The sequence below is a fragment of the Paraburkholderia sp. CNPSo 3076 genome (assembly GCF_026343935.1).
Classification (GTDB): domain Bacteria; phylum Pseudomonadota; class Gammaproteobacteria; order Burkholderiales; family Burkholderiaceae; genus Paraburkholderia; species Paraburkholderia nodosa.
The window spans coordinates 25,761-43,538 of record NZ_JAPMAL010000029.1; the positions used below are offsets into that span (position 1 = coordinate 25,761).

General features: G+C 67.5%; 15 protein-coding genes. 5 read left to right on the forward strand and 10 right to left on the reverse strand.

Annotation, left to right across the window (positions count from 1 at the left end; translation table 11 throughout):
- Window positions 1-12 precede the first annotated feature (12 nt).
- The 3 genes from M3A49_RS29920 to M3A49_RS29930 form a co-directional block, all read right to left on the reverse strand.
- Window positions 13-642 (reverse strand): hypothetical protein, encoded by a 630-nt coding sequence (locus M3A49_RS29920; RefSeq protein ID WP_266232224.1) that lies wholly within the window; start codon window positions 640-642, stop codon window positions 13-15.
- A complete protein-coding gene (locus M3A49_RS29925; RefSeq protein ID WP_266232225.1) occupies window positions 639-1,139 on the reverse strand; it encodes a hypothetical protein in 501 nt (166 codons plus the stop codon). Before M3A49_RS29925 ends, M3A49_RS29920 begins: the two co-directional genes overlap by 4 nt.
- 120 nt (window positions 1,140-1,259) lie before the next feature.
- On the reverse strand, window positions 1,260-1,805 hold the full coding sequence (locus M3A49_RS29930; protein WP_266232226.1) for a hypothetical protein: 546 nt from the start codon (window positions 1,803-1,805) through the stop codon (window positions 1,260-1,262).
- A 547-nt stretch (window positions 1,806-2,352) separates the two neighbouring features.
- On the opposite strand from M3A49_RS29930, the gene M3A49_RS29935 reads away from it, so the two are divergent.
- Together M3A49_RS29935 and M3A49_RS29940 are read left to right on the forward strand one after the other, a co-directional pair.
- Complete coding sequence (locus tag M3A49_RS29935) at window positions 2,353-3,738, forward strand: sigma-54 dependent transcriptional regulator (protein WP_266232227.1); 1,386 nt, start codon at window positions 2,353-2,355, stop codon at window positions 3,736-3,738.
- A 311-nt stretch (window positions 3,739-4,049) separates the two neighbouring features.
- Window positions 4,050-5,021 (forward strand): thymidylate synthase, encoded by a 972-nt coding sequence (locus tag M3A49_RS29940; protein ID WP_266232228.1) that lies wholly within the window; start codon window positions 4,050-4,052, stop codon window positions 5,019-5,021.
- A 96-nt stretch (window positions 5,022-5,117) separates the two neighbouring features.
- Here the strand turns inward: M3A49_RS29940 and M3A49_RS29945 are convergent, their stop codons facing one another.
- Entirely contained in the window at window positions 5,118-7,712 is a 2,595-nt protein-coding gene (locus tag M3A49_RS29945) for a DUF6600 domain-containing protein (protein ID WP_416339036.1), read from the reverse strand.
- A gap of 229 nt (window positions 7,713-7,941) precedes the next feature.
- A complete protein-coding gene (locus tag M3A49_RS29950; protein ID WP_254354965.1) occupies window positions 7,942-8,664 on the reverse strand; it encodes an ArsR/SmtB family transcription factor in 723 nt (240 codons plus the stop codon).
- A 215-nt stretch (window positions 8,665-8,879) separates the two neighbouring features.
- Here M3A49_RS29950 and M3A49_RS29955 point away from each other — a divergent pair, with 215 nt between their 5' ends.
- The 3 genes from M3A49_RS29955 to M3A49_RS29965 all read left to right on the forward strand — a co-directional run bounded on the left by M3A49_RS29955 (window position 8,880) and on the right by M3A49_RS29965 (window position 10,796).
- Window positions 8,880-9,026 (forward strand): hypothetical protein, encoded by a 147-nt coding sequence (locus M3A49_RS29955; RefSeq protein ID WP_254354964.1) that lies wholly within the window; start codon window positions 8,880-8,882, stop codon window positions 9,024-9,026.
- 102 nt (window positions 9,027-9,128) lie between these two features.
- Window positions 9,129-10,166 (forward strand): GlxA family transcriptional regulator, encoded by a 1,038-nt coding sequence (locus tag M3A49_RS29960; RefSeq protein WP_266232230.1) that lies wholly within the window; start codon window positions 9,129-9,131, stop codon window positions 10,164-10,166.
- A gap of 126 nt (window positions 10,167-10,292) precedes the next feature.
- On the forward strand, window positions 10,293-10,796 hold the full coding sequence (locus tag M3A49_RS29965) for an acyl-CoA thioesterase (RefSeq protein WP_069262939.1): 504 nt from the start codon (window positions 10,293-10,295) through the stop codon (window positions 10,794-10,796).
- 106 nt (window positions 10,797-10,902) lie between these two features.
- Here the strand turns inward: M3A49_RS29965 and fumC are convergent, their stop codons facing one another.
- The 5 genes from fumC to M3A49_RS29990 all read right to left on the reverse strand — a co-directional run bounded on the left by fumC (window position 10,903) and on the right by M3A49_RS29990 (window position 17,504).
- The gene (fumC, locus tag M3A49_RS29970; RefSeq protein WP_266232231.1) at window positions 10,903-12,312 is read right to left on the reverse strand and encodes a class II fumarate hydratase; all 1,410 of its coding nucleotides are present in this window, start codon (window positions 12,310-12,312) and stop codon (window positions 10,903-10,905) included.
- Between the two features lie 238 nt (window positions 12,313-12,550).
- Entirely contained in the window at window positions 12,551-14,173 is a 1,623-nt protein-coding gene (locus M3A49_RS29975) for a phospholipase D family protein (protein ID WP_266232276.1), read from the reverse strand.
- 234 nt (window positions 14,174-14,407) lie between these two features.
- Entirely contained in the window at window positions 14,408-15,370 is a 963-nt protein-coding gene (panS, locus tag M3A49_RS29980; protein WP_266232232.1) for a ketopantoate/pantoate/pantothenate transporter PanS, read from the reverse strand.
- Window positions 15,371-15,729: 359 nt separating this feature from the next.
- Window positions 15,730-17,136, reverse strand: coding sequence for an MATE family efflux transporter (locus M3A49_RS29985; protein WP_266232233.1), 1,407 nt, complete (start codon window positions 17,134-17,136; stop codon window positions 15,730-15,732).
- A 146-nt stretch (window positions 17,137-17,282) separates the two neighbouring features.
- Entirely contained in the window at window positions 17,283-17,504 is a 222-nt protein-coding gene (locus tag M3A49_RS29990) for an RNA-binding S4 domain-containing protein (RefSeq protein WP_028206712.1), read from the reverse strand.
- Between the last annotated feature and the right edge of the window lie 274 nt (window positions 17,505-17,778).

The following is a 17,778-nucleotide window of genomic DNA, read 5'->3' on the forward strand; positions in this document are numbered from 1 at the left end:
CTGAGTGGTCAGTTAAAAAAGAGTGCCCGCCGGGGGACGGAGCACAAAACTGTTTGCCGTAGCGTTACCGGCGCCGGCCGTCTGGTTCACCTGCACGAGGCCCGTCGCATTCCTGAATGCCGCATTGTCGATGCGTACCTCACGAATGCCCCCTGCCTGGGCCATTTGCCCCTGACCGCCGTTTTGAGCAGCCGCCGCGGACAGTTCTCCGTCCGAGACCGCCACCACACCAATCGCACCACTGCCGATGAGAGCAGTGTTGCGCTGGATATTGCCCACGCCCGCCGACTGATTCACCATCATTGCGCCGTTCGTGTTCGCAAAAGCTCCTGCACCTATCGTCGCGCTCGCGCCCTTGAGCCGCGCCGTGACGGTGGCGAGCTGGTCGTCGCCGTTCACGTTGATCGACACGTTGCCGGTCGTGATCGTCAGCTGGTTGGCCTGCGCGTTGTCGACACCCGCGGTTTCGTTCACCGTGAGCGCGCCGGTCGTCGAGGTGGCGGCGCCCGGGGCGATGCTCGCCGTCGCGCCGACGCTAACCTGGGCCTGCGCGGCGCTCGCGAAGGCGAGCGCTGCGGCGCAGGCAAGCGCGCAGGGAAGCGCCGTGCGCAGCGTGCGTGACGTCTGGATCGAACGGCTCATTTCATGCCTCCCATGGCGCCCGAGAGTGGGGCGAGCGCGCCTGTGATCGTCGAGGAAATTGTGCCGCCGAGGCCGGCGCCGACGCCGCCGCTCGCGCCGGCGCCGGCCGCCACGTTCGAGCCGGTCGCGCTGCCCGTGAGAATGCGCGTGAGCGCCTGGACGCCGGCGGTTTGCGCGCTCAATGCGCCGTTCGCGTTCACGCCGCTCGAGCCGTGCGCGTTGGTGAGATCCGTGTCGGTGACGAGCGTCGCTATTGCCGGGTCGAAGCTGTTCTTGGGAAAGGTCGTGGCGCGCACGAGCACCGGGTCCTGACTCTTCGGCACGTTGTCGAAGGCGCTGCGCGGCGTGATGTCACGTTCGACGATGACGTCGCCGGGGTTCGTGACCTGCTGGGCGGCCACGCCCGCCGTGACGCCCGCGGCGAGGACGCCGCACAGGGCGGCGGCGACCTGGACCGACCGGCGGCTTGTGCCGCGCGTCGAGTTGCGTGCTCTCATGCTGGTCTCCTCCTGGCCGGAGTCGGCCATGGGCGCCTTGTCCGGTCCATTTGTCCTGGCTTCGCGCATTCGCCGCGAACCGGACACCGCGCCGCAAGCGGCACGGGTGCTATCTCATCGTTACTTTCTCGTGTAGCTCGCGAGGTTGCCCTGCGCGTTCTGGGTGGCGTCGACGGGGATCGGCAGCGGTGCAGGCGGCGCGATTTCGTCCCAGAGCGTCACGTTGTTGTTGCCGCGCATCAGTTGCGGCGTGGCAGCCACCATCACCATGCCGACGGCGCCGCCGCGCTGGCGCGAAAGCGTCTGGTCGTCGAGAGAGCCGATGCCCGCGAATACGCCGTCGTTGCCAAAGGCAACGGGGTCGGCCGGGGCGTTGGCGCTAGCGGCCGTGGTGCTGGCCGGGTCGGCGGTGGTCGAGGTGGCGTCGCCGGTCGGCGCGCTCACTGCGAGCGTGGCGGGAACGAGTGCCACAGGTGTTGCAGGAACGACATCCGGGGCGGCATTGGCGACGCTGGCAACTGCGCCTGGCGCGGCAGGCGCATCGTCCACTGACTGTGCGCGAGCACCGGGCGAGAGGACGAGGAGGGCGGCGGGAACGAGCATGGCGGCGCATGCACTGCCGTAGCCGATGACACTGCGCCGGACCTGCTGGATGTTGAGTCGCATGGCGTATCTCCTGGTGCGAGACATTTAGCGAAACGTGTGCCATCGCCCGCAATCCATTGATACGCTTCGAACCGCACTATTCTCTGCAAATTTTGAATGGCGGATATTCGCCAAAATGTTTCAGCGCTGAAACGTGAGGCCGTTTAAACCCGTTTGGAATGCGATAGGGTTTCAAAGGAGAACGTTTGCGCGCCGGACGCTTAACTATTGAGAGAAAGGAAACATCCGTAATTATTTCTGCACTGACAAAATACCGGGAAACCGGTGGAAACATTTCCATCGGTCCCTTATCCATTCCCATTGCATAAATTCTATCCAAGTGCCACGAGGCTATAGTAAGCTTCAGAAAAAGCCGTAATGCCTAAAAGAAAACGCCCGCAACTGGGCAAGTTGACACACACGCCACAACTCGGGGATTCACTGTCAGCAAAAGCATGCGCGTTCACTGTTTTTTCAGGTACGCGAAAGTCGCTTTTTGCTGCGTGTCTGTACATTCAGGTGCGTGCCGTCATTCCCAAACGATGGTGTTGGCAAGAGGATCTGAATAATGGAACCTGCAACGCGGCAATTGGTGTACGTGACGCGAAAACCGGTCGAAGCGTTGAACGAACGGTTCCACGAGCGTGGCTGGCAGGTGGAGATCGTCGGCAACGCACGGGACGCGCGGCGCGCCCTCCGCGCGGGTATGCCCGCGGGCGGCCTGCTCGATCTCTCAAGCGAATTTCATCTGCATGAAATCGGCTCGTTCGAGCCGTGCCTCACGCTGCCCAACGTCGGCTGGGTCGCGGCGACCACGACGGGGCAGCTGCAGGACGCAACGCTGCGCCGTCTGGTGCGCGATTACTGTTTCGATTACGTAACGGTCCCCTGGAACGGCGACCGCATCGTCGATTCCGTCGGCCACGCGTATGGCATGGTTTCGCTCGGCGAAGTCGCCTCGAACGACACCACGGGGGGCAGCGAAGGCGAAATGGTCGGCTCGTGCGAGGCGATGCTGGCGCTGTTCCGCTCGATCCGCAAGGTCGCGCTGACCGATGCGCCGGTCTTCATCTCGGGCGAATCGGGCACGGGCAAGGAGCTCACGGCTGTCGCGATCCACGAGCGCTCGGTGCGCCGCAGCGCGCCGTTCGTGCCGATCAACTGCGGCGCCATTCCCCCGCATCTGCTGCAGTCCGAGCTGTTCGGCTACGAGCGCGGCGCGTTCACGGGCGCGAGCCAGCGCAAGGTCGGCCGGGTCGAATCGGCCAACGGCGGCACGCTCTTTCTCGACGAAATCGGCGACCTGCCCCTGGAAAGCCAGGCGAGCCTGCTGCGCTTCCTGCAGGAAGGCAAGATCGAGCGCCTGGGCGGTCATCAGTCGATTCCCGTGGACGTGCGCATCATCTCGGCCACCCACGTCGACATGCGCGCGGCGATGGTGGAAGGGCGCTTTCGCCAGGACTTGTATCACCGTCTGTGCGTGCTGCAGATCGACGAGCCGCCGCTGCGGGCGCGCGGCAAGGACATCGAGTTGCTCGCGCGGCACATGCTCGAGCGCTTCAAGAAGGACGGCAGCCGGCGCCTGCGAGGCTTTTCGCCCGACGCCATCGCGGCCCTGCACAACTACAGCTGGCCTGGCAACGTGCGCGAGCTGATCAACCGTGTGCGGCGCGCCATCGTGATGTCGGAGGGCCGTGCGATCACGGCGCGCGATCTCGAGCTCGGCGACTACGTCGAGGTGGTGCCGGTCTCGCTCGCCCAGGCGCGCGAAGCCGCCGAGCGCCAGGCCATCGAACTCGCGCTGCTGCGCCACCGCGGCCGCCTGGGCGACGCCGCCCAGGAACTCGGCATCTCGCGCGTGACCCTGTACCGGCTCTTGTGTGCGCATGGCATGCGCCATATGGAAAGCGAGCCGCTTGCGCCGCATCCGGGCGGCCTGGCTTCCGGCGCTTGAGGCGGGGTGGGTCTGCTTGAGGTTGATTGACGTCGATTAAGACCGGCGCTTTCGTGCTCCGCGCATTGACCGCGCGCCGTCGCTTTTGCCGGGCGATTGCCATGGCGTTTCATCTCGCCGCGCCTTGTTGCGCCGCGAGCCTTTCCCCGGGCTCGTCGTAGCCCGTCCTGTGGGCGTTCTGCCCTTGTCCCCGTTGTGTGATGGGCTCGCGCTTTCGGCGCGGCCGACCCGGGACGCGCGCGCCGGGTAAAATCCTCCTTTTCCATCCTGAATCCGAACCGGGCGCCACGTGCCCGAAGAGGGAACCGCGCATGAAACAGTATCTCGAGCTCGTCCGCTCGATTCTCGACACCGGCACCTGGCAGGAAAACCGCACCGGCATCCGCACGATCAGCCAGCCGGGCGCCATGCTGCGCTTCGACCTGCAGGAGGGCTTTCCGGCGGTGACGACGAAGAAGCTGGCGTTCAAGTCGGCGGTGGGCGAACTGATCGGGTTTTTGCGCGCTTCGCGCAGCGCAGCCGACTTCCGGGCGCTTGGCTGCAAGGTCTGGGACGCCAACGCGAACGAGAACGCCCAGTGGCTTGCCAACCCGTACCGCCAGGGCACGGACGATCTGGGCGACGTGTATGGCGTGCAATGGCGGCGCTGGCCAGCTTACAAGGTGCTCGACGCCGATGCCGCCGCACAGCTCGCCGATGCGCGATCGCGCGGCTACGCGCTCGTGGCAGAATTTACCGAGGATGGCCGTCCCAAGGTGCTGCTCTACAAGGCGGTGGATCAGCTGCGCCAGTGCCTCGATACGATCATGAGCAATCCGGCCGACCGACGAATTTTGTTTCATGGCTGGAATCCGGCCGTGCTCGAAGAGATCGCGCTGCCGGCTTGCCACCTGCTCTACCAGTTCCTGCCGAACCCGACGAAGCGCGAGATCTCACTGTGCCTCTATATCCGCAGCAACGATGTGGGCCTCGGCACGCCGTTCAACCTGACCGAAGGAGCGGTGCTGCTGCACCTCGTGGGCCGGCTGACGGGCTATACGCCGCGCTGGTTCACGTACTTCATCGGCGACGCGCATATTTACGAGAACCAGCTCGATATGCTCAACGAGCAGCTGCGCCGGGAGCCTTACGCGAGCCCGCGTCTGGCTATCTCCGAGCGCGTGCCCGAGTACGCGAAGACGGGCGCCTACGAGCCGGAATGGCTCGAAAAGGTCGAGCCGTCCGACTTCTCGCTCGTCGACTACCGGCATCACGAGCCGCTTACCGCGCCGATGGCGGTGTGAGGCGCTTGCGTTCACGTTAGTCGCTGGTATGCCCGCGCCATGAAAAAAGCCCGCGAACGGCGACGTTCGCGGGCTTTTTCGTTGGCGGCGCGGCGATCAGCCGTGGTGGTGATCGTCGTGGCTGTTGCCGCTTGCGCGCTCTTGCGGATGAGGCGCGGGCTGTGGCTGCGGACGCGGTTGGGGCTGCGGCTGCGGACGGGCCTCCGCGTGCTGCTGCGGTTGGGGCTGCGGCTGCGGACGGGCCTCCGCGTGCTGCTGCGGCTGGGGCTGCGGCTGCGGACGGACCTCAGCGCGCTGCTGCGGCTGGGGCTGCGGCTGCGGACGGACCTCAGCGCGCTGCTGCGGCTGCGGTTGCGGCTGCGGGTGGAATTCCGGACGCGGCTGGGGCTGCGGTTGCGGACGGACCTCAGCACGCTGTTGGGGCTGGGGCTGGGGCTGCGGCTGCGGACGGGCCTCAGCACGCTGTTGCGGCTGCGGTTGAGCTTGCACCTGTGGATGGGCCTCGGGGCGCGCCGCGGGCTGCTGCGCCGGCCGCGCCTCGGCTTGCGGCGGCATCTGCGGGCCATGTTGCGCAGCGGCCGGCTCGGGCATCCGTTGCTGCGGCTGCGGCTGGCCACGCGCCGCGTTGCGCGGCTCCTGCATCGCGACGGCGGCCGGCCTGCCCGCCTCGTTCGCGCCCGGCTGGCCACGCGTGGCCATCGGCGCGTGCGGCTGCGTCCAGGCAGGCTGATGGGCTTCACCGCGCGCCGCATTGGCCGCGTTCATGGCGCCAGGACCAGGCTGGCCGGCTGCGGGCGCGCCGCCTTCGGGCCGGGCCGCAAACTGCGGCGGACGCGGCACGCCGTGTTCCTGCGCGGCAGCGGGCGGCACGCCCGGCTGGCCATGCTCGGGGCCACGCGGCATGGCGTTGGCGGCCGCGGCGCCTGCTTGGGGCGCGCCGCCAGGCATACCCGGACGGCCGGCTTGCGATTGCGGGCCTGCAGGCCTGCCGGTCGCGCCGAGCACCGGTGAATGCGGCGGCACGATGCGCACGTTCTGTGCTGGCCACGCGCCATGAGCCGCCGGAGCAAACGGCGAGGAGGGCGCATGCGACGGCGCCGAGACGCGCACCACGGGCGCGCCCGCACCCGGCACTGTGCCGCCGGCGTGGGCGAAGCGCTGCGCGAGGTTGTCGTGGAACGCGGGCGGGGCGACCGGCGCGCGCGTGGCCACGACCTGGCGCTGATTGAGCGTCGCGGGCGGCCGGTAGTCGGCGCGACGCATGTTGGGCCCGAAACTGCCCTTCACAGGCGCGATGCCGGGCGTGCCCGGGTCGATGCGCGCATTGCGCCATTGCTGCGGATCGACACGTTGCGCGAACCGCGAGACCGGCTGACCGTGGACGAACGCCGTGGCCGGCACAGCCGTCACCGCACCCGGCGCGCGATAGTTCACGTAGGTGTTGTGAACGTTGATATTCGTGATGTTGACGTCGCGCCGGTAATTGTTGACGACGACAGTCTGGTTCACGCGCTCGTAGTAGTGCGGGCTCCAGCCGCCCCAGTGCGGATGCCACGGCTCACCCGGCCCGAGCGCGAACCACGCGACGCCCGCGGCCGCGACGCCGCCTACCGCGAGGTTGACGCCCCAGTCCGTGCCACCGTCGCCGCCGCCCACGAACGCGACCAACGCCGGCGCATAGACGGGCGGCGCGCTCTCGACGATCGGACCCGGTACCCACGCCCACGAATCGTCGACGTAAGCCCAGCGCCCGTAGTGGTACGGCGCGAAGCCCCAGGGCGCGTCATCGACCCACGTCCAGCCCCACGGCGCCTGCCACACCCAGTGGCCGTCGTGATACGGCGCCCAGCCGGTGGGCACCGAGCTCGGCGTCCAGACTTCGCCGTACTGCGGATCGTTGCGCCACGTGCCGTTGTTGTCGAGGTCCTGGTAGCCCGGGACGTCGCGCGAGACATAGCGCGCCGAGACCGAGCGCTCCTCGGCGGCGTCGCGCGCGAGCGACCACTGGTCGAAGGCGTCCGGCGGCGGCGCCTGGTCGCTCGCTACCTGCTGCAGGTCGGTGCCGGCGAAGCGGATCTGCTGGCCGGCCGTCATCGGCGTCTGACCGTTTTCGCCGTACACGGTCACGCTCCCGCTGCGCACGGTGACGGTCGTGCTGCTGCCGTCGGGCGCCACATCCACGCGATAGTCGCCGGGGCTCGTCACGCCGAGTGCGAGGTTCGGCGTGTCGATTTCATACGAGCTGCCGGACGGCACTTCGCGCACACGCGTCGAGAGCGTGCCTTGCGCGACCTTGAGCTGCGCGGTTTGATCGTCGAGATTGAGGACGTCGAGGCTCGTTTGCGCGCCGAGGCGCACCGCCGTCGAGCCGATGTGCAGTTCCGAGCGTCCATTGGCGTCGTTCCAGAGCTGGTCGCCGGTCGTGAGCGGGCGGTTGAGCTGCGCGTACGACCAGTCGCTCGCGCCGGCCGGCTCGGTGGTCACGGCGCCGGCCATGTAGTCCAGACGCGCGACGCGGCTCGGCGGATCGCCGCCCGTGGCGGCGGGGGCGGTCGCGCCTTCAGGCGGCGCCGCCTGCGCGAAGACCGCGGGTGCGGCGGCGAGGTTCAGCGCCGCGAGCGCGGCCAGCGCAAACAGCGTGCGGCGCGAGGTGCGGCGAAACTCGGTGATCGTAGGTGTGCGCGTCGTCATCATTGTTCTCCTGTCGATGGGATTTGGCGCTTTCATGCCGTAGCGTTTAGCGCCGTCCCATGCAGGGCACTGTATCCGGCGGGCTTGTTTCCATGCTCACGGATTTGTTAAGGCTTATGCACCAGATGTAACAGAACGTGTGACCGCGGGCGAAACGCGCATTTTTGCACGTGAAATCGGCGATCTTGTCGGGTATTTGTCAGCCAATCAGGCGCGCGCACCCAGTGTTTCAGGCGCCGGCGAGCGCGTCGAACTCGCGCTGACCCTTGGGCGTGATGCGCAACACGCGCGGGCGGCTCGTGCGCTCGATCCAGCCGTCGTGCGTCCACGAATCGAGCAGCGCCGCACCGAGTGCGCCGCCCAGGTGCGGCCTGCGCTCGCTCCAGTCGAGGCAGGTGCAGGCGAAGCGCCGCCGCCGCGCGCGCAGTGCCGCCACGTCCACGCCCCAGGCCGCGAGACGCGTCGCGCCCTCGGGCGTGGCTTCGAGCGTGTCGCCGTCGCGCACCAGCAGGCCGCCGTCCACGAGGCGCTCGAACACCTGTACGGCCACTTCGCCGGCCATGTGGTCGTAGCAGGTGCGTGCATGGCGCATCTCGAGCGGCACCGTGCGCGCGGGGCGCGGCGCCGGGCGCTGCGAGGTGACGACGTTGGACACCTGTGCGACGTTCATGAGCGCCTCGATCGCCGCGGCGATCTCGGGCGTGGCGATCCGGTAGTAGCGGTGGCGGCCGCGCACGTCGAGCGCGAGGAGCCCGCCGTCGGTCAGGCGCGCGAGGTGGCCGCTCGCCGCCGACGGCGACAGACCCGCGATCATCGTGAGCTCGCCCGCGGGCCGCGCGCTGCCGTCCATCAGGGCCCAGAGCATGGCGGCGCGGCCGGGATCGGCGAGCAGTGCGGCAACGCGTGCGAGGCCCGGGAAGTGGCTCGATTCGTCGGTCGCGGGGAGGTTCATGGTGGCTCCTTCGTGGGGTGCGATGGCGGCTGACGTCGCCCATACCGTTACTCTAGCGAAATTACGCATTCGACGTTTCAGTCTACGGTGAAGTGTCGATTGCAGCCATTCGATGCTCCGCGATGGGGCCAAAGCATTGGCTGCGGCGGTGCGTACGGCGGCGCGCAGGAGCCCCGCGCTAAAATCGTTTATTCACGCAAATGGCTTCTCCTTTTATGAAACGCTTCCTGGCTCTTGTTGCCGCCGCCGCGCTCGCCGCGTTGTGCACCGCCTGTGCCGGCGGCTCCGCGCCGTCGTCGAGCGGCGCGAGCGGCATCACGATGTACGGCACGATCGACGAGGGCGTCACATTCCACAAGTGAGCGGCCAGGCGTCATCTGGCAGTATTTGATGTCACTTTGACCTGACTGCCAAACGCGCGCGTGCGATGATGCGCAGACATCGTCAGCATCGAGTTCGCCGCCATGCCGTCTCACCCGCCGTCCCATGCCGCCGCACGCCATGTCGTGTTCGCCGTCGCGCCCGAGCTCGTGCTGCTCGACGCCTGTGGCCCCGTCGAGGCGTTCTGGCGTGCCGAGCTGGCGATGCGCGCCGCGAACGGCACCAGCGGCACCGGGCCCTGCGCCTACCGCACGACGCTCGCCTCGGTCGCTGGCGGCGTGCTGCCCACCTTCGCGGGCATGCCCATCGTCACTGAGCGGCTCGACACGCTCGACCCCGCCACGATCGACACGCTGATCGTGCCCGGCGTCCCTGTCTACGACACTGCGGACGACACCAGCGCACTGCAACCCGAACTCGTCGCCTGGATCGCGGCGGCCGCGCCGCACGCGCGCCGCGTCGCGTCGGTCTGCACGGGCGCGTTCTATCTCGCCGCGGCAGGCCTGCTCGACGGCCGCCGCGCCGCCACGCACTGGCGCAACGCCGCCCAGCTCGGGCGGCGCTTTCCCCACGTCGAAGTCGATCCCGAGCCGATTTTTATCCGCGACGAGCGCGACGGCCGCGTGGTGTGGACGTCGGCGGGTGTCACGGCGGGTATCGATCTCGCGCTCGCGCTGATCGAGGAGGACTGCGGCCATGCGGTCGCGATGCAGGCGGCGCGCCGCCTCGTCGTGTTCATGAAGCGGCCCGGCGGCCAGTCGCAGTTCAGCGAGGCGCTCGCGGCTCAGGCCAGCGCGGGTGCGGAGTTCGACGCGCTGCACGGCTGGATGGCCGCCAACCTGCACGGCGAGCTGAGCGTCGAGCGCCTGGCCGAAGAAGCGCGCATGAGCCCGCGCACGTTCGCGCGCCGCTATGTCGATGCGGTGGGGCGCACCCCGGCGCGCACGGTCGCGGCGATGCGCGTGGAGGCCGCCGCGCACGCGCTCGTGCAGTCGCGCCGGCCGCTCAAGCGCATTGCGGCCGACTGCGGTTTCGGTAGCGAGCAGAATCTGCGGCGCGCGTTCGAGAGGTCCTACGGCGTGCTGCCGCTCGATTACCGGGCGCGGTTCGCGGCGAGCTAAAAACGCCGCAGATGGCGTTTCGCAAGCGGCTGCGACCGTCTGTCTTATTGCGCTCGTATAATCGACGCCTCCTTACCCCACCATACGAGCCGCAGTACGCGGCTTTTCGCCATGAGCCAAGCCGAGATGAAGACGCCTACCCAGCCGCTGGACCGTTCGGAAACGACGTTCCGGTTCCTCGCCGAGCCGACTTCGGTGAACTTCGGCGGCAAAGTGCACGGCGGTGCGCTGATGAAGTGGATCGACGAGACGGCCTATGCGTGCGCCGCGGTCTGGTCCGGCCGCTATTGCGTGACGGTGAGCGTGGGCAATATCCGTTTTCGCAGGCCGATTCTCGTCGGCAACATGGTCGAGCTGCGCGCGCGCGTGGTCGCCACGGGCCGCACGTCGATGCATATTCACATCACCGTGCACGCCGGCGACCCGAAGAGCGGCCAGCTGCGCCTCACCACGGACTGCCTGATCGTGTTCGTGGCCGTCGACGAAAACGGCAATCCGATTCCCGTGCCGACCTACGTGCCGGAAACGGACGAGCAGAAGCGCCTCGCGAAGTACGCGCTCGACGTGAAGGAAGCGCTCGACGCGATCGTCGAACTCAAGCCCGAGGAAGTGGCGAAAGGGCAGGTTTGAGCAGGTTTGATACGCAGGCAGGCGGTTGCGGCAGCATGAAAAAGCGGGCGGCGAAGGTGAACTGAACCACGCCGCCCGTTTTGCATTTCAGCCCTGCAAATAACGCTTATATCTTCGCGTTGCCCACCATCTCGCCAGGCTTCACCCACTCGTCGAATTGCTGCTCGGTCACGTGTCCCAGCGCGAGCGCGGCGGCCTTGAGCGTGGTGCCTTCCTTGTGCGCCTTCTTGGCGATCTGCGCGGCCTTGTCGTAGCCGATGTGCGGATTGAGCGCCGTCACGAGCATGAGCGATTCGTTGAGCAGCGTGTCGATGCGCGAGCGGTTCGGTTCGATCCCCACCGCGCAATGATCGTTGAAGCTGAGCGCGCCGTCGGCGAGCATGCGGATGGACTGCAGCACGTTGTGCGCGATCATCGGGCGGAACACGTTCAGCTCGAAGTTGCCGCTCGCGCCGCCCATGTTCACGGCGACGTCGTTGCCGAACACCTGGCAGCAGAGCATCGTCACGGCTTCCGACTGCGTAGGGTTCACCTTGCCCGGCATGATCGAGCTGCCCGGTTCGTTCTCGGGAATCGACAGTTCGCCCAGGCCGCAGCGCGGACCGCTCGCGAGCCAGCGAATGTCGTTGGCGATCTTCATGAGGCTCGCCGCCACGGTCTTGAGCGCGCCGTGCGCGAACACGAGCGCGTCGGCGGCGGCCATCACTTCGAACTTGTTGGGCGCCGTGACGAAGGGTATGCCCGTGAGCTTCGCAATGCTTTCCGCCACCTTGTGCGCGAACTGCGGATGCGCGTTCAGGCCGGTGCCGACGGCCGTGCCGCCCTGCGCGAGCTCGTAGAGATGCGGCAATGACGATTCCACGTGCTTGATGCCGTGATCGAGCTGCGCGACGTAGCCCGAGAACTCCTGGCCGAGCGTAAGCGGCGTGGCGTCCTGCAGGTGCGTGCGGCCGATCTTCACGATGTCGGCAAAGGCCCTGGCCTTCGTGTCGAGCGTATCGCGCAGCGTCTTGAGCGCCGGCAGCAGATGCTTGACGATGCCGTAGGCGGCGGCCACGTGCATCGCGGTCGGGAACACGTCGTTGGACGACTGGCCGCGATTGACGTCGTCGTTCGGATGCACCTTGCGCGCCTCGCCGCGCTCGCCGCCCAGAATCTCGCTGGCGCGGTTCGCGATCACCTCGTTGAGGTTCATGTTGGTTTGCGTGCCGGAGCCCGTTTGCCAGACCGCGAGCGGGAATTCACCCGGATGCTTGCCCGCGATGATCTCGTCGGCGGCCTGCATGATCGCGTGCGCCTTGGTCTCGTCGAGCACGCCTAGCGAAAGATTTACTTCGGCTGCGGCGCGCTTGATTGTCGCGAGCGCGGTGATGAGTTCCGGCGACTGCTTTTCGGTGGAGATGCGGAAGTTCTGCAGCGATCGTTGCGTCTGCGCGCCCCAAAGCTGCTGGGCGGGTACGGCGATCTCGCCGAACGTGTCGCGCTCCATGCGGACGTTTTCGTTGCTTGCGGTCATTTGATACTCCGGTGATTGAGGGGGCGCCTTGTGCTCGCGTGGCTTGCGCGACGGAGGAGGGCGCCGCCTTCGTGACGGGTTCGGATCCGCGTGGTGGCTGGGCTGCGGCGGCGCTGCGCGTCTCGCGCGACAAATGTGACGCAAGCGGCTTCGCGGCTGGCTCGACGGCGGACTGGACGACGTAAGTTAAGCGCTCTACGTTTTGCGCGCCCGATAGCGGCGTGCGCTCAAAGCCGCTTCACAGCTGGCTATCGACCGGCAAGAGCAAGAATAGCCCGGTTAGGACATTTCTGTAGAAACCCGCACCAGGATCGAGGTTGTAGGTGCGGATCATGCCGTTCTCCTCGTCGGTCCAGACGAGCGGCGAGTTGACCGTCGTGCCTTTGAGCAGCGCCAGTTGCGCGGGCGTCGCGAGCGTCACGTGGTAGCTCACCTGGGGCGAGGTCGCACGCTTGAACAGGTCGGCGACTTCATGCGCGATCGTCGGACTCTCGACGGTGAGCGCAAGCTCGGTGTTCAGGCGCGCCGAGCGCGGATCGAGATTGAGCGAGCCGATCACGAGCGTGCTTTCGTCGATCACGTAGGCCTTGGCGTGCAAGCTCGCGCGCGAGCGCGACCCGACCACGCCGAAGCGCCGCTCGTCCGCGTGCTCGCCTTGCTGCGGTTTGAACTCGTAGAGCTCGACGCCGGCCTCGAGCAGCGGTACGCGGTAGGGGCTGTAGCCGGCCTGCACCGCCACGGCGTCGGTGGCGGCGAGCGAATTGGTGAGGATCGCCACGCGCACGCCGTGCGCGGTGAGCGTGCGGATGGTCTGCACGCCCGTGTCGTGCGGCACGAAGTACGGCGAGAACACCAGCACGCTGCTGTGCGCCTGATGGATGCGATCGAGCAGCGCGCGCATGGCGTCGCCCAGCTCGCCTTTCTCGGCGCCCGCGATCTTGCCGGGCGAGTCGGCCACGAACGCCCATTTCGCCCAGACGAGCCCGAGCGTGTTGCCCGTGATCTGCTGCGCGAGCGGCGTGGCGTTGAGCGGCTTCGCGTTGTAAGGTTCGGCGCTCTCGCGCCAGTGGCGGCGCAGGTCGTCGCGTGCGGTGTCCAGATCGTGTGCGTCGAACTTCTGATGATTGAGCACGCGCAAGGGGTAAGAGATCGAGCTATTCCAGTACTCGTCGAAGCTTGCCGAGACGCTTTGCGCGACAGGGCCCGCCGTGAGCACGTCGAGGTCGCGGAAGTCGATCGTCGGGCTTGCGTTGAAATACTCGTCGCCGAGATTGCGGCCGCCGACGATCGCCATTTCGTTGTCGACAATCGTCGCCTTGTTGTGCATGCGGCGCGTGAACTGGTCGACGTTCGTGAAGAAGTTGCGCGTGCGCAGGTACATAGATTCGCTCGTGCTGCCGTATGGATTGAACACGCGGATCTGGATGTTCGGATGGCTGTTGAGCGCGGCCATCAGGCGGTCGATGTCGTGAAAATTCAGGTCGTCGACCAGCATGCGCACGCGTACGCCGCGATCGGCCGCATAGAGCGCCGAGCCGAGCAGCAGCTTGCCGGTAGTGTCCTCGTTGGCGATGTAGTACTGCATGTCGAGCGTTTTCGTCGCCGCGCGTGCGAGCGCGACGCGCATCTGCAGCGAGTCGGTGCCGGTGGCGAGCAGGCGGAAGCCCGATTCATCCGGGTGAGCGGCGACGGGCGCGGCGAGCGCGGCGCCAAGCGGCGTGGAGCTGGCCTGCTGGGCCGGTAGCGCCGCGCTCGTCTCGCGCGGGTAGTCGGTGGCGGGCGGCCGCGTCGCGCAACCGGCGACTAGCGCGAGGCAAACGAGCGCGAAGAAGGCTTGCAGCGAGGCGTAAGGCGCGGTCATGCGCTGCGTAACGGCTTCGGATGGGGCGGGATGCGCGGGCAAGCGGATTCTCCATGGCGGCGCGCCGCGTGATGGTTCGTTTTCGTTGCACGGCTTCACGAAGATTCTACGGGAAGCGGCCCGCCTGGCATGCGGCCGCGGACACGCTGCGTTTGCAATTTCCGGGCCGCATGCCACCGACGTTTCAACGCGGCCGGAAACGTCCTCGGGACTTGTGCCCGGCCACCGCGTTGATCAACCGCGCTCGGGCGACGCGTTCGTAGCGCCTTGCGCAGCGCGCGTGCTGCCGCGCGCCGGCTTGCCTGCCCAGTAGCCGGCGAGCACCGAGCCCGAGAGGTTGTGCCACACCGAGAAGAGCGCGCCCGGCAGGGCGGCGAGCGGCGAGAAGTAGAGCTTGCCGAGCGTCGCGGCGAGGCCCGAGTTCTGCATGCCCACTTCGATGGCCAGCGTGCGGCACACCGACTCGTCGAAGCCGAGCAGGCGGCCGCCCCAGTAGCCGCCGAGCAGGCCGATGCCGTTATGCAGCACCACCCCGAGCGCAACGAGCGGGCCGACCGTGGCGATGCTTGCGTGCGTGCCGCCCACCACGGCGGCGATGATCGCGAGGATCGACACCATGGAGACGAGCGGCAGCACCGGTTCGACGCGGCGCACGAGCGAGCCCGCGAGACGGTTTACGACGAGGCCGATGGCGATCGGCAGGCCGACGATCTGCAGGATGCTCATGAGCATCCCGTGCACGTCGACGACGATCGAGGCGTCGACGTAAAGGCGCGTCAGCAGTGGCGTCGCGAATACGCCGACCAGGGTCGAGAGCGCGCTGATCGTCACCGAAAGCGCGACGTCGCCGCGCGCGAGATAGATCATCACATTGGATGCCGTGCCGCTCGCCACGCTGCCCACGAGCACCATGCCCGCGGTGAGATCGGGCGGCATGTGCAGCACTTTGGCGATCGCCCAGGCGGCGAGCGGCATGACGAGGTAGTGCAGGAAGATGCCCGCCGCGACCGGCGCGGGCCGCGTGAAGACGCGCTGGAAGTCGGCGAACGAGAGCGTGACGCCCATCGCCAGCATGATGATCATCAGGAGCGTCGTGACGTGCGGCGCGATCGGCGCGACGAGGCCCGGATCGAAGTAGGCCAGCAAGGAAACGAGGACGGCCCAGAGCGGGAAGAGTCGGGTAATCGGGGCAAGCATGAAGGGGGGGCCGTGAGTGGGTTCGTTATGCGTCGGCGCACGGCAAGCGGTGCCGGGGTGGCCGGCGGCGCTCGCGGGGCGCGGCTGTCTCCTGTGTCGACTGGAGTTGGCGCTTTAGCGCCTTACTCCAGTCCCATGCAAAGCTCGACTGGAGTTGCCGCTTTAGCTGCCGGCCGGAGTTAGTGCTTCAGCACTGACTCCAGTCCCATGCAAAGCTCGGCGGAACGTGGCGCTTTAGCGCTTGGTCCCGCCCCATGCAGCGCACTGTTCTTGCCCTCGTGGGACGGACGCCGCTTGCGGCGCCAGGCGCGTATTTTAACCGGTCGAGCCGGTGCGGCCCGGCCGGTTAAGTAAACGCTTCAGCCCGCGCGGCTCGCCGTGGCGTGAGCCTGCGAGCGCAGGCTCATCCGGTGAAAGCGCCACGTCATCAGCACGGCGACAGTGGTGAGCCCGGCCGCCAGCCCCCACCAGAGCCCGAGCGCACCGAGGCCGAAGCGAAACGCGAGCGCGTAGCCGAGCGGAAAGCCGATGCCCCAGTAGCCGAGCGTGGCCGCGAGCATCGGCACGCGCGTGTCCTTCAGACCGCGCAGGCAGCCCGAACCCACGGTCTGCGCGCCGTCGACGATCTGGAAGATGGCCGCGACGCCGAGCAGCGTGGCGGCCAGCGAGACCGTGTGCGCGTTGGCCGGGTCGTCGAGATGCAGGTAGAGCCCGACGATCCAGTGCGGTGCCAGCACCATCACGAGCGCCGAGAGCGACATGAAGCCGACGCCGAGTCCGAGCGCGACGAAGCCTGCATGGCGCGCCGCGCGCGGCACACCCGCACCGGACCAGTAGCCCACGCGTACATTGGCGGCCTGACCGATCGCGAGCGGCACCATGAACGTGACGGACGCCACGTTCAGGGCGATCTGGTGCGCCGCGAGCGGCGTCTCGCCGAGCAGGCCCGCGAGCAGGCCGGTGGCGAGAAAGAGCGTCGCCTCGACCGCATAGGTGATCGCAACCGGCCAGCCGATCGTGAAGAGTTCGCCCATCAGCGGTGCCGTCGGCCGGCGCGCGACGACGAAATGCTGGTGCGAAGGCCGCAGGTGCAGCAGCGCCATCAGCACGAACGCGGTGAGCCACACGGTGATGGTCGTCGCCACCGCCGAGCCGAGAAAGCCGAGGCGCGGCAGGCCCCACGCGCCGTGGATCAGCCCGTAGTTGAGAAAGCCGTTGATGAACACGCAGGCAATCGACACCCACAGGAGGCGCCGCGCCGCGCCGATGGCGGGCAGGAACGAGCGCATGAGACCCACGCCGATGAGGCTGGCGGGCGCGCCCCAGCGCAGCACGGCCGTGTATTCGCCGATGTGATGCGCGAGCAGCGTCGGCTCCCCGAGGGCGCGCAGGATCGGCTCGGCGAACGAGAGCAACGCGAACGCCGGCACCGAGAGCAGCAGGGACAGTGCGAAACCGGTCCAGTAGATGTGCGGCACGTGGCTTTCGTTGTCGGCGCCGCGCGCCTGCGCGACGCTCACGCTCACCGAGGTGAGTACGCCTTGCAGCACGGTCACCACCACGAAGAACATGTTGGCGCCGAGGCCGCCTGCGGCGAGCGCGTCGGCGCCGAGCGAGCCGAGCAGGACCGTGTCGGTCACGCTCATCGCCATCTGCGAGAGTTGGGCGATCGCGAGCGGCCCGGCCAGGCGGGCGGTATCGGCGGCATGGCGGCGCAGTGTGGGCGGCGCGGAAACGGCGCGGCGGGAAAGCGTGATTCGAGTCATGAAAAACAAGCGGCGCGAGATAAGCGCGCCGCGTGGCAGGGTTCGTCTGTCAAAACTGAAAGCTTATTGCGAGACAGCAACCTTGTCGATCCAGATGCTCAAATCTGGTGCATGGCTTGGCGCCTGCTGGCAAATTCCGGCGGGGTTCACTCGCTCGCCTTGATGGCAATGCGCGTATCGCCGAGCAGCACGGCCTGGCCCGCGCGGATCTTGCACGTCTTGCGCAGCTCGACTTCGCCGTCCACCTTCACCGCGCCGGAGGCGACGATCTGCTTGGCCGAGCCGCCGCTGTCGGCGAGTCCGGTGATCTTCAGGAGGTTGTGCAGTTCGACGTAGTCGCCGGTCAGCGTGAAATCGAGGTTAGGCATGGCAGATTCAAATTCGAAAGGCGTGCGGCAAGCGCGCGAAGGGTGAGCATCATAAGCGATGGCGGGTTCGCGGCAGTGCCTGTCACCGCAGTCGGGACATCCAGGGGCCAGATGTTATGAATTCGTCAGTAAATGAAACGTTGAGTAACGTCGCGGGACCCCACGGCGATCTTCATACCAAAATGGCTTCACCCGGATCGACAGCGCCGCCCAGGTTTTTCCTACGCGGCTCCATCGAGCGGGGGCGCGATTGCGGCGGGCTTGCCCACCGCAA

Coding starts and splice junctions, on each gene's coding strand:
- M3A49_RS29935 (WP_266232227.1), top strand. CDS start 2,353: ATGGAACCTGCAACGCGGCAATTGGTGTACGTGACGCGAAAACCGGTC.
- M3A49_RS29945 (WP_416339036.1), bottom strand. CDS start 7,712: ATGACGACGCGCACACCTACGATCACCGAGTTTCGCCGCACCTCGCGC.
- M3A49_RS29960 (WP_266232230.1), top strand. CDS start 9,129: ATGCCGTCTCACCCGCCGTCCCATGCCGCCGCACGCCATGTCGTGTTC.
- M3A49_RS29940 (WP_266232228.1), top strand. CDS start 4,050: ATGAAACAGTATCTCGAGCTCGTCCGCTCGATTCTCGACACCGGCACC.
- fumC (WP_266232231.1), bottom strand. CDS start 12,312: ATGACCGCAAGCAACGAAAACGTCCGCATGGAGCGCGACACGTTCGGC.
- panS (WP_266232232.1), bottom strand. CDS start 15,370: ATGCTTGCCCCGATTACCCGACTCTTCCCGCTCTGGGCCGTCCTCGTT.
- M3A49_RS29975 (WP_266232276.1), bottom strand. CDS start 14,173: ATGACCGCGCCTTACGCCTCGCTGCAAGCCTTCTTCGCGCTCGTTTGC.
- M3A49_RS29950 (WP_254354965.1), bottom strand. CDS start 8,664: ATGAACCTCCCCGCGACCGACGAATCGAGCCACTTCCCGGGCCTCGCA.
- M3A49_RS29990 (WP_028206712.1), bottom strand. CDS start 17,504: ATGCCTAACCTCGATTTCACGCTGACCGGCGACTACGTCGAACTGCAC.
- M3A49_RS29955 (WP_254354964.1), top strand. CDS start 8,880: ATGAAACGCTTCCTGGCTCTTGTTGCCGCCGCCGCGCTCGCCGCGTTG.
- M3A49_RS29920 (WP_266232224.1), bottom strand. CDS start 642: ATGAGCCGTTCGATCCAGACGTCACGCACGCTGCGCACGGCGCTTCCC.
- M3A49_RS29925 (WP_266232225.1), bottom strand. CDS start 1,139: ATGAGAGCACGCAACTCGACGCGCGGCACAAGCCGCCGGTCGGTCCAG.
- M3A49_RS29965 (WP_069262939.1), top strand. CDS start 10,293: ATGAAGACGCCTACCCAGCCGCTGGACCGTTCGGAAACGACGTTCCGG.
- M3A49_RS29930 (WP_266232226.1), bottom strand. CDS start 1,805: ATGCGACTCAACATCCAGCAGGTCCGGCGCAGTGTCATCGGCTACGGC.
- M3A49_RS29985 (WP_266232233.1), bottom strand. CDS start 17,136: ATGACTCGAATCACGCTTTCCCGCCGCGCCGTTTCCGCGCCGCCCACA.